Annotated in this window: 10 protein-coding genes; 4 read left to right on the top strand and 6 right to left on the bottom strand. The window is 32.7% G+C overall.

Annotation, left to right across the window (positions count from 1 at the left end; genetic code table 11):
• The first annotated feature begins 741 nt into the window (after positions 1–741).
• Complete coding sequence (locus SLH48_RS18245; RefSeq protein ID WP_320259319.1) at positions 742–1,047, top strand: hypothetical protein; 306 nt, start codon at positions 742–744, stop codon at positions 1,045–1,047.
• Positions 1,048–1,473: 426 nt separating this feature from the next.
• On the top strand, positions 1,474–1,764 hold the full coding sequence (locus SLH48_RS18250) for a hypothetical protein (RefSeq protein WP_320259320.1): 291 nt from the start codon (positions 1,474–1,476) through the stop codon (positions 1,762–1,764).
• A gap of 417 nt (positions 1,765–2,181) precedes the next feature.
• Here the strand turns inward: SLH48_RS18250 and SLH48_RS18255 are convergent, their stop codons facing one another.
• Positions 2,182–3,012 (bottom strand): GNAT family N-acetyltransferase, encoded by an 831-nt coding sequence (locus SLH48_RS18255; protein WP_320259321.1) that lies wholly within the window; start codon positions 3,010–3,012, stop codon positions 2,182–2,184.
• Positions 3,013–3,620: 608 nt separating this feature from the next.
• Positions 3,621–4,655 (bottom strand): cytochrome D1 domain-containing protein, encoded by a 1,035-nt coding sequence (locus SLH48_RS18260; protein ID WP_320259322.1) that lies wholly within the window; start codon positions 4,653–4,655, stop codon positions 3,621–3,623.
• Positions 4,656–5,231: 576 nt separating this feature from the next.
• Here SLH48_RS18260 and SLH48_RS18265 point away from each other — a divergent pair.
• On the top strand, positions 5,232–5,687 hold the full coding sequence (locus SLH48_RS18265) for a hypothetical protein (protein ID WP_320259323.1): 456 nt from the start codon (positions 5,232–5,234) through the stop codon (positions 5,685–5,687).
• Positions 5,688–5,947: 260 nt separating this feature from the next.
• Here the strand turns inward: SLH48_RS18265 and SLH48_RS18270 are convergent, their stop codons facing one another.
• Positions 5,948–6,991 (bottom strand): cytochrome D1 domain-containing protein, encoded by a 1,044-nt coding sequence (locus tag SLH48_RS18270; protein WP_320259324.1) that lies wholly within the window; start codon positions 6,989–6,991, stop codon positions 5,948–5,950.
• Between the two features lie 446 nt (positions 6,992–7,437).
• Here SLH48_RS18270 and SLH48_RS18275 point away from each other — a divergent pair, with 446 nt between their 5' ends.
• Positions 7,438–7,608, top strand: a complete 171-nt coding sequence (locus tag SLH48_RS18275; RefSeq protein WP_320259325.1) for a hypothetical protein — start codon at positions 7,438–7,440, stop codon at positions 7,606–7,608.
• Positions 7,609–8,142: 534 nt separating this feature from the next.
• Here SLH48_RS18275 and SLH48_RS18280 read toward each other — a convergent pair.
• From SLH48_RS18280 to SLH48_RS18290, 3 genes are all read right to left on the bottom strand, one after another.
• Positions 8,143–8,343 carry a hypothetical protein gene (locus SLH48_RS18280; RefSeq protein WP_214483109.1) on the bottom strand — a complete coding sequence of 67 codons (201 nt, stop codon included), beginning with the start codon at positions 8,341–8,343 and terminating at the stop codon, positions 8,143–8,145.
• A gap of 809 nt (positions 8,344–9,152) precedes the next feature.
• Positions 9,153–9,326 carry a hypothetical protein gene (locus SLH48_RS18285; RefSeq protein WP_214483107.1) on the bottom strand — a complete coding sequence of 58 codons (174 nt, stop codon included), beginning with the start codon at positions 9,324–9,326 and terminating at the stop codon, positions 9,153–9,155.
• A 1,282-nt stretch (positions 9,327–10,608) separates the two neighbouring features.
• Positions 10,609–11,343 carry a hypothetical protein gene (locus SLH48_RS18290; protein WP_320259326.1) on the bottom strand — a complete coding sequence of 245 codons (735 nt, stop codon included), beginning with the start codon at positions 11,341–11,343 and terminating at the stop codon, positions 10,609–10,611.
• Between the last annotated feature and the right edge of the window lie 125 nt (positions 11,344–11,468).

Raw genomic sequence — 11,468 nt, forward strand, 5'->3', positions numbered from 1 at the left:
CTAAATATTGGATTATCCTCTAAATTAAAATATAAGACTACATGTCATTCCAATGTATTGAAGCAAATATCAAGAGCTTGTAATTTAATTGTATTTTCAAGGGAATTAGAATTAAATATCGATACAAAATCTGCCTCGATATTTAAAACGTTAATACCGACACATATTCAGGGATATCAAGAATGGTTAAATAACGGTCCTTCAGGTAAAGGAAACACCAAATAGTTCTGGGCTACAATTACTCGTAAAAATGTCATTATAAAAGGATATTTTTAATGGCTCTATAATAGGAAATATATTGCAACACCATTTGATGAACATTTCAAAAGTAGTAGTATACACGGTCAAGATCGTCATGATAGTGTATTAACAAATCTTGAGGTTAAACAAATACTGGATTACCATAAAAACAATCACAACTCTTTTCTAGCATTACATATTGTTTCAATCTTGGTATATGATTAAAGATTAGTAAACTAAGTGGCTTTACTAATCTTTTTTCTCCCTCGTCTTTCCATAAGTCCACTTAATCCTTCATTTTAATAATAATTAACTCTGTGTTGTACGTTTTTACATATCAACTTTGCATCTTCTCTAGTTGCTTAACTTCAGCTAAATAACTTTCGTGAGCATATAACATTAATTCACCTCTAAATGACTAAGTAATATTCATAAAATATCCAATATTTCAACTAATAAAGTATAAAAACAGCATTATAATTGAAGAAAGGAGGCATTATTATGGAAAACCTAAAAGTATTACTTGAATGTTTAGTTACACCACCTCACCTTGAATCCAACGATCATGCACATAAAATTGAATTTACTTTAATTGACTCGGCCGACCTATATACATCTGAATTTCTTCAACAATATACTAGATTTAAAAATCATAGTGAATTCTTTGAGAGTTACTCTTCTATATTTCCAGACACCTTTACTCCGTTATCAGAACAAAATAAATTTATGCAGACAAACACATCTTTTGAAACTTGGGATGAGATGTACGAATTGGCACTAGAACAATGGGAACATAGGAATTTATAGATAGCTATTTGTTCGTTATTTAAAATCATGATTTCATCTACAATGAGATTTTTCACTCTAACATGTAGTTTATAATAATGATAATGGTGTGATATCTATAAACATTCTCACTATTAAAGTTCCCTATCAAAAATAGCGCATTTCTATTAGAAATGCGCCTGTTAGTTTAAAAAACACATTAATTAACTTTTTTTCTTCCAATGTAAAGTAAGTGAGAGGATAATTCAAGGATATAAGGGTCGTTTGCCTTTTACATAAGCAACTTTATTATATTATTTTGTCAAAACTCTAGTTCCCCTTTGTTTCTCCAGTAATTGCAATTATCGTAGCACCAACATAGGTGTTTTCATATAGATTTTATTTTTTTATAAATTTGTAATAAAAGAATTTCCTGTTAGTAATTGATTAAAGGAGAGGTTGTAAAACATGAGTGCTTATATCACTTTTCTCGCTGTAATAGTTATCATTACTTTTCTTTCAGTTTTGCTATATAGAGTAAGCAAGAATAAATCAAAAAAATTTATGAAGTATATACCATCTACTGTTTCTTCATTAAGTATTGGTTTGGTTTATTTAAAAATGTCATATGTTTCACAAGGATATGATCCAATTATTGATATGGTTGTGATTATTTTTCTGTCAATTGTATTGGGATTTTCCTTATTGGGTGCAGTTTTAATAGATATAATAAATAGAAGAAAAGAAATTTCAAAATAATATGTTAAAATTAACCTCTATATAAGTCCTTATATGCATATCTACAGTTATACCACTTGAGTTGTGACACGCTGAAATTAGCTTCTGTTTCCATACAAATGCTAAACCCTTGACTAATTCGAGCCAATTGCCTAAATAATGAGTTTCTACCTCTTTGAGCTGCGTAATTTAACGCACTTGCATGAGTAATTTGTCTTCTGGCATCTCCACTTATTCATAGGGACTCCTCTTCAATCGAAGCTGCCATCCCGGATAGGACGCCAACAGCCAAGAGTACCCTCATATTTTTGGAACTTATTGCAAAATACTTGTATTAGCCTTAATGGGTTCTTGTAATGAATCCTATCCATTGTAATATTGGAATAATATTTTATTGTTAATCTTATAATGATCTACTTTGATATTAAAATAAAAGATTTATTTATCTTGCTGTTTTTCATAGTAGTCTTGAACACTATACGATACAAAGCCACAATCTGTATACAATTTCAAAGCATTTTGATTCGATGTTTCTACATCTAAAAAAATCCTATACCCTTTTTCTTGCTCCCTTAACACCGCATTTATTAATGCTTTTCTACCAATGCCTTTTCCTTGATGTGCTGGCAATATTGCAAATCCATATATCCAAGATTCTTCGTTGCTGCGATCTATTGTGATTTTCCCAACCGTTTGTCCAACATAATCAATCATATAAAAAGATCTCGTTTCTTCTTCTTTAATCCTTTTATTAAAATCTATCGCATCTTCTCGTTCAAAATTAAAGCATTGCACATCTAATTCAACTTCGAGTTGTTGGTCTTCTTTTCTTGCTTTTCGAATCACTACATCTGGTGAAAATGATAATGAAGTTTCTTTAAGTTTCATTTGATACTCTGAAAAGCGATAAGTATATAGATTCTTGTTCAAAAAATGTTTTGCAGAAACGGACTCAGCAGGAGCATTGAGTAAAACACTAGAGAATTCCCCCTTATTACATTCTGTTAAAGCTTCTTGTAACAGGATGGAGAAAATCCCCTTTCTTCTATATTTGGGGTGAACCATTCCACAGATCTCTATCTTAGTACCAAACCAGTACACTCCTAAAAAACCGACTAGTTTTCCGTTCTCCTCATGAAAGAAATTTCTTTTCTCTTGCGAGTTTCGTGTTCTTAATACATCCCAATTTAATTTCAATAATATTTGTTCTTCTGTTTCGCATATTTCTTGTAGTTCTTTAATTTGATTTAACACATGATCACTAAGCACTGTGAGTCTCTCCTTTCCCTTCTCTGCTAATTTTATAGTAATTCAACAAATATACACTTAATCCTGTTAACAACATTCACTTCAATTAAAGCAAGTTGAAAACTCCACTACTAGGGGCAAGTAAATAAGCTAATTTTCTGACTGGTGCAATGACAATAGCACTAGAATTCACAGCAACGTTTGACGGTTGCAATTATAGAATAAGTGTTCGAATCTATGACAGTAATCGTTCCCGTTCACAACGTAAGCCAGGCCCATAGACCGACCTCCTTTTATCCGTTTAAAACACTTTATGCACCTAGATATCCATAAATGTTTTCACGGTAAAAGTCTTGTTTCACCTTAGATCTATAAACATATTTCCACAATCCTCCATCCACTAGAGATACTTCCCTACTACTTCCTTCACCTACACATATTCATTTTTCTATAATACAAAATGAATATTAATAAGGTGACAAGTATTTTTATCCACACGTTATTAACAATATCCACAATAAAAAACACCCAAAGTAGGATGCTTACATTTTGTATACTCACTTTTATATCTTGTATTAACATACTTGTTTAATTGTGATTACCGTAAATAATAGATAATTCTCCCATATTTAAGGTATGAATGCTATTGCAAATGGATTTACACCGACAGGTACTGTAGCAATTAAAGAATGGGTATTCACTGCAATAACTGACACAGTCCCATCAACATTTCCAACGTAAGCGAGTTTCCCATCTGGGGTAAAAGCTACAAACAACTGTCCCTCCACTAATTGAACAGTCGCTATTATTGAATGGGTCTTAGTATCAATGACAGTTACGGTACTGCCGCCTAAGGTGACTACATACACTATTTTTCCATCTGGAGTGAAGGCCATGCTAATTGGTTGATCTCCTTGAGCACCTACCAAAATTGTTGCAATCACGGCATGTGTTTTGGTTTCAATTACTGAGACAGAACCTTGTCCAGCCTGATTCAATACATAAACTAATTTTCCATCTGGAGAAATAGTAATAAAAAATGGATCAACCCTTAACATCACTGTAGCTATAACGATGTGTGTTTTTGTATCAACTATTGACAAATTACGATCGTTGAAGCTGGAGACATAAGCAAGTTTCCCTTCCGAAGTAAAATCGACATCACGTGGATTACTACTGACAGATATTGTAGCAATAATAGAATGTGTCTTTGTATCTATAACTGACACAACACTAGATACATTATTTGCGACATAAGCGAGTTTCCCATCCGGAGTAATGGAGATAACATTCGGGAAACTATCGTTACCTAAGTTTATGGTGGCCATAACTGAATGTGTCTTTGTATCTATCACCGACAGACTATTTGAACGATTGTTTGAGACATAAGCAATTTTCCCATCTGGGGTAATTGCAACCTCCATTGGGTCAATTCCTACAGGTACAGTAGCAATCACAACATGAGTTTTCGTATCAATAACTGAAACAGTGGAGGCCGTTTGTTCACTCCCAAAATTAACTACATAAGCCACTTTCCCATCAGGAGTACTTGCAATAGCTCTTGGTCTGAACCCAACAGCCACAGTTGCAATTAATTTATGCGTACTTGAATTTATGACGGATACTGTATTTTCTCCCTCGTTAGTCACATAAGCCAGTACCATTATTGTAGAGACCTCCTTATATTCGTTTGATAAAGTGTATGCGACAGAGTATCTTTAAATGATTTCATGATAAAAGTCGTGTATTATCTTAAATTGATAGTCATGTTAGTTAATATTTACTCTATTACTCTTGCTATCCTTCCCCCACTCCAGAGTATGAACAATTCCTCATTACCTTAATTACGCTGTCCATAGATTCAAACGTTGTTGAATGGGGATACCTCAAAATCGTTCAAATGTATTCGAATCTGTTGGAATGCACTTTAGACATCGTCCTTATATAACACTCTACTTTGCAGTCCTTTTCAACAAATATATACCATTACCCAAAATAACTAAGTCATTATATACGTACAAATTCTGGATACTATCATCTTCTGTAAACTCCTCTATCAGGATTATATAACAAATATCAAACATAATATTACTTTTATCCATTACTTCCATTGACATTGTCAGTATTTCTTTCATAATTCATGGACTAATGTCAGTTACAAAAATACATACACAAACATCTACTAATAAGATAGGGTGAAATAGTTCATCCCCTACTATTACTGAAAGGAATGAAAGAAAATGTCTGCTTGTAATTGCAAAGGAAAAGACAACGAAATATTCTGCAATTGTCAATTTGGGACGGTCACATTAAAAGATTTTTCTGGTACTATATCTTTAGAGCTAACAACAGATACAATAAAGGTTACAGAAAAGGACTGGATTGCAAAAATTGATACGATGGTCGACTTGGAGGTGGTTGATAGTACGAGTACGAGTGATGATCTAAATATTAGATATGTAGTTGAACGAGTTACAGGTGGGATGACAACAACATTATGTGAGTATGTTGTGGTTGATGAAAGGGATCCAGTGTACACATTAACCCCAAATAATACAGTCTGTGACCATCCACCACTAGGATGTCATATGTATCGTCTATCCGTCTTGGATAATGGAACAGGGAGTTTAGTAGTAAATTCTAATTGCCGATGCATAAATGTCATTACCTTTCCGAAAGGCGATAAAAATAAATAAGTTTCTGTAGAAATCAATGCAATAATCAAAAAATCCCTACTCATTAAGTAAGGGATTTTTGCTATGTCAAGCATGTCAATTCAAAGGTACAGTATATTATATTTTTTCCTCACTAAATGATGATCAAAATTTAAAATAGCACCAGAATATCCATTATGTTTATTAGACAAAAGAACCTAAACTGTAATTGTTCAAATATAACAATAAAATACTTCTTTTCTTGTGTTTACAGGAAAGGTAGCAATTATGACTGGCTTTTATCACAGTATAAACTTAATTACCTCAGGTAAAGTGACAGGAACTGTTGCGATTACTGAATGTGTCTTTACGTCAATCACAGATACACTATCAGCTGTTCTGTTCGCAACATATGCTAATTTTCCATCATGAGTAAAAGCGATATTATCAATCGGTTCTTGGATGCTTCCCCCGTTCTCAACTTGAATAGTCGCTATTATAGACTGAGTTTTTACATCAATGACAGGCACTGTATTATCTGACTCAATAGTTAAATATACTACTGTTCCATCAGGCGAAATGGCTAAGCTATTTGCTCTAGTTATAGGGAATTCAGCAATAATTGAATGGGTTTTTACATCTATTACTGAAACAGGCGTGTCACCAAAAGCCCCAGCAATAACATATGCAAGCTTCCCATCTGGGGTAATGGCTACGTTAGTTGGGTTTCCTGCTATTGTAATAGAAGCAATAACTGAGTGTACCTTAGTATCTATGACGGACACCCTACCTGAGCCAGTGTCTACTGTGTAGGCTAATTTTCCATCTGGGGTAAATGCAAGCATACTAGATGGAGAGTCTACTGGTATAGTAGCAATCACAAAGTGTGTCTTCGTATCTATTGCTGAAACGATATTCATGTTGTCATTAACAACATAAGCCAGTTTTCCATCTGGGGTAATTGCAATATTTAAAGGGGCTCCATTCGTAATTATAGTAGAAATAACAGTATGAGTTTTTGTATCAATAACTGAAACACTTCCGGAGTCTCGATTGGTAACATATGCAAGCTTCCCATCTGGGGTAATTGCAATATTATTTGGGTTATCCCCCACTGCTACATTAGCAATAATAGAATGGGTTTTTGTGTCAATTACAGATACAGTTCCTCCAACTGCCATTGGGACAGTAGTATAAACCATTTTACCATCTGGTGAAATTGCTATATTATTTGTGGCTTCTACAGATGGAATATTCATTTTTGCAATGACTGAATGCGTCTTCGTATCAATAACGGTAAGCATATTATTACCTGGCGATCTAGTCAAAACATAAGCCAGTACCATCGTACCAACCTCCATTTATTTGTTTGATTAAGTGTATGCAACAGAGTACCCCTAAATGATTTCATGATAAAAGTCATTTTATATCTTAAATCTATAAACATATTTCCATAAGGTTATATTTATCCTATTACCCTATCAATCCTCCACCAATCACCAGAGTATGTATAATTCCTCATTACCTTAATTAACCTGTCGAGAGACTCAAACGCTGTTAAATGAGGGACACCTCTATATCCCAGGTGTATTCCAACCTGTTAGAAACCAGGCATGTACCTAACCTAAACACTGTTGCATTGTCACTGACATTGAATCAAAAGGAAAAAGAATAATATGGATGCGATTAATTGGGTGGAATTAATTCAAGGTGCTCTGTATTTGATGGTTGAGTTACTTCCATTTATATTGACATACATAAAAAATAAAACCACATAGAGAAGTTTAATAGTGTGTTGGAATATGTTGAGATTGAGGTTAAATTTGCTGAGTATTATGATAAATGCTCATGTGAAACAAAGTATAAGCATGCTGCTAATTGGTTATCTCAAAGAGCGAGTCAAATAGGTATTAAATTAAGTTCAGAAGAAGTTAGAGGTAAGGCTACACTTAAAAATATTTAGATGGCATATGAGGATGCCTGGAAAAAAGAATGTGTAGCTGAGGAATAATTAAAGGATCAATACATCGTTTTTTGTATTACTATATATAAAGTATGATCCACTAACAAATAACATAATATTTTCATATATAAGTAAATGAAATCATTGTAGAAAGGGAGTGAAAAACATACTGAGCCTAATTAGATTATTTGGATTCATTTGGGAAAATTAATGATTAATTTAGTGTTGGTACAGAATTTATAAGATTTAATGCCTATTTTTACTATATAAACACAATAACGACCAAAGGCAGTTACAGTCTCTTTAACTTCCTTTAATATTGCAGGCACCAAGACTCGGGTGCTTGTACATGTTCGTTTAGAACTCTCTCAGGCATTCATATATGTACTAAATATAGCTAAATGGGGTCTCCGGACGTTTCGGAAATTTTGTAAGTTAAGCAGATTTCAATATAACAGTAGAGTTTCTGTATTCTAAGAAACCCTACTGTTCAATTTATATAGGAGTAACCTACCCCTTTTTCTCTGGCATTTGTCAGCCACCCTCTATACAAGTGGCAGTCGAACTTCCGACAACAGAATTCAGTTCTTTAAGCAGTGAATGCAAGAGTCCATTCTTTACTAAGATATCTAATGGTTGTGCTGTTATTGGTACATTATACTTATCGAAAACAACTTCTGTTTCTTTCCAAATATCTACAATTCCTTGTGGAGACATATTAGATTGTATAACCATTTCACTTCTCCTTCTATTGGTGTAATGAAGCAATATCGAAACAAAAGCATATACACGTTTCTTTTAGGTGCTTTGTACACTTAATTAAATATATACTAATTAAGACAAACCAAAAGCAACTAAACTCATTCCTGATATTACCAAAGTATAAGATTCTTACCTTCTTTTAGACTTACGTAACCTAACCTACAAATTTTAAAAATGCTGTCTGTCCATTTTTAAAAAGCAACAAAAAAGACTGAATTTCTTCAGCAATAGTAATCACCATAATCATTGTGTTTCATAAAGTTAACTTATTTCTGTACCACTTCTTTTCGTATTTTCTACAAGTAAGAAAAAAAGATAAAATGAAAATAGGGATAGCTATTATGCTAGTAACCAAAATCATAAAGGTATTTAGCATGATATTAAATACTAATTCTGAAAACGTGTGAAAACCAAATTTAAAACCTTGACTTATATTCAAAATACCAACATCCATTATAAGCCATAATACTAAACTCATTATACCCCATCGAAAAATATCTTCTTCAACAAACCCTCCATAAAAAAATAATACCGTATTTTACAACAATATAAAATTCTATATTCGTAGGCAAAACATTAAACTTTTGTGACTGTGTATACTCCAATCCCGCTATATTACGATTAAAATCAAATGAGAAATTAAAACAATTCGATAGTTACTTGGAATTTGCTTTTAATAGGTGTTTTCGTCCATTGACTCAAACAAACTTAAAAACCTCTCTCCACTGTTTGGAGATGAGGTTTGCCATTTTTTACATTGATAGCAAGTTATTAAGGACGCTTTAGGTGTAGAAAATAGTACCTGAATTTGCTACGACTTTTGCCTTTCCTTGTATCCTAAAATCCGCAGTGTGGTGAAATGCTAGTGTTTCTCCTAGTGGTATTTCAATAGACTCTTGAGCTGAAGTAACAATTACACAATTTTCATCTAAAGCTGTAATATATGTAAGTATCAATTTGAAACCTCCCAATTTTTCATTTTACAATTCTAAATTATGGAATATGCGAGTGAAATAGAACATTAATATGAATTCTATGACCTTATTCTTCTTTTTTTTATAACATTTTTGTGATTGATCAAAGTTTCTGAGATGCTCTTAGACGAAATTACCTTTTCATAAAAAAGCCCCTGCTCCGAAGAGTAGAGACTATATGAGGTGATTCTCATTGAATACTAAGTTATGTATTCAATGAACTTTTGGTGTGGAAAGTAAAATTGATTCGTTGAGTCTATTATGATGTGTTGTTAATATGTGTTAACTAACTTTAAATGTACTCATTCCTAGTATCGTTTTTTACTCGATATTTTTTAAACTAATATATCATCAGTTACATCATCTTGAGGTGGAATTTGTTATAAAGTGCATTTAAAATAGGTAGAACCCTGTTTACTTTTTGTGCTCAAGGTTCTACCTATTTTAATGACCCAGTAATTACAACTCCTAAAGTGAAAGCTATAATCCAAAAAAGCCAACCTTTTAGCACTGGCTTTTTGACATTGTTACTCACTAAATCACCTCATTTAGTAATTCTACCTCACTTAGATTTCAACTTTCTTCTATTAAGAGTTAAATGCATTCTTGTTATATCCTGTTGGATTTTAGAAAACGATATTCTGCTTCTCTAATTTTGTCGATAAATTTTTAGCCCTATTATTAAAGATTCATTTTAAGATATTAAAGACATCTAAATTTATCCTTTATTGTTACATTTCATCTGCCTTATCTTAGAGAGAAAAGTAAAACGCTACAAAACAGTAACGTTTTACTGCCAAACGTTACACTATATATGAACGTAAAGGGCGAAAATGGGTTGTTACTATAATACCAAAATATTAAAATTTGTGATTTTGGCTTAAGAGGCGATTTAGAGGGATTTGCCGGGGTTTTTGTTTGAAATGTTATGTGTTTCTTACTATTAAATAAACATATTGATATTTTTACTGATTATAATAACCCAATAAATAACCATTCATATCAACTTGGAAATACACGAAACTATCGTATAAAGTATACTTACCCGTTTGCTAAGAAACAAAATAAAACTTCAAAGGGTGGGGTCAAGACAAAACAAGAACCTCATAATCTGCACTTGGAGTAGAGAAAAAGTACTCTGTCGACTTGTTCATCTTATTTTTCTAGTATGTTTCACAATAAAAGGCGAAACCTCTTAAAAATAAGGTCGCACCTTTATCTATTTGTTGTTATTTATTATTATTTCAATTTCACACTATCAATCTTATTGATCTGTAGGTTCAGTTCCAAAGATTTCAACCCACCATTGTTCACCTTCTACTAACCAATTTGGGTCATAAGGTAGATCTCTTGATTCCTCCCTAAGTTTTAAGGAAGCATTATAACCTAAAACTTCAGCTTTAATTTCATCCATCGTTTTATCTTCTACTTCTAGGCCATAGTACTTTGCCTTTGACAAATAATTTACAGGTGTTGCGAGCTTCTTTAAATCACTCTCATCGTACAATTGCCCAAATGTTTTCCCTTCAGTATCAATATTCTTACTTTCAATTTCATTATAAAGCATCGTCCATGGATCCATACGAATGATTGAAGCTTCTTTTCTCTTAAGCTCTTGTACGCCTTCAGCTGATACATCAGTATGCTCATTTTCAAATAATTGTTCTAAAATCTCTGCCGTTGAGTATATATCAAAAACTTCATTATCTACTAATACTGTTTCTCCAGTGGAACTTGTTACTTCGGTCGTCCCATTTTCATTATAATGAATACTAAAACCACCGAAGAATTCACCAAACTTAAAATCTTTATATTGAATATTGTCGAAATCTGTTAATGTTTTTGCTTTTGTTACCGAATCTTGTGAAAGTACTTCAACTAGCTTAGAATTTGATTTTTCATAAGCTGCGAATACATCAGAGTTAATTGCTGTGAACCCTCCTCCGAGTAATAACGCTGATAATGACGCAGTTGCGATAAATTTCTTTGTATTTTTCATTTAAAAACTGGATTTGAGTCAATATCTTGGACACAAAAAGATTAAGTTTTATGCAGAGTCTTTGAATAGTTCTTCTATTGCTTGGGGTGTTTTATAAGCAATGCTGCTATGCTTTCTTTTTCTGT

This window comes from Cytobacillus sp. IB215316, assembly GCF_033963865.1.
Taxonomy (GTDB): Bacteria; Bacillota; Bacilli; order Bacillales; family SM2101; genus Nanhaiella; species Nanhaiella sioensis.

Excerpts from the sequence above, each read along its gene's own strand:
- SLH48_RS18265 (WP_320259323.1), top strand. The coding sequence starts at position 5,232 with ATGTCTGCTTGTAATTGCAAAGGAAAAGACAACGAAATATTCTGCAAT.
- SLH48_RS18270 (WP_320259324.1), bottom strand. The coding sequence starts at position 6,991 with ATGGTACTGGCTTATGTTTTGACTAGATCGCCAGGTAATAATATGCTT.
- SLH48_RS18280 (WP_214483109.1), bottom strand. The coding sequence starts at position 8,343 with ATGGTTATACAATCTAATATGTCTCCACAAGGAATTGTAGATATTTGG.
- SLH48_RS18245 (WP_320259319.1), top strand. The coding sequence starts at position 742 with ATGGAAAACCTAAAAGTATTACTTGAATGTTTAGTTACACCACCTCAC.
- SLH48_RS18260 (WP_320259322.1), bottom strand. The coding sequence starts at position 4,655 with ATGGTACTGGCTTATGTGACTAACGAGGGAGAAAATACAGTATCCGTC.
- SLH48_RS18250 (WP_320259320.1), top strand. The coding sequence starts at position 1,474 with ATGAGTGCTTATATCACTTTTCTCGCTGTAATAGTTATCATTACTTTT.
- SLH48_RS18290 (WP_320259326.1), bottom strand. The coding sequence starts at position 11,343 with ATGAAAAATACAAAGAAATTTATCGCAACTGCGTCATTATCAGCGTTA.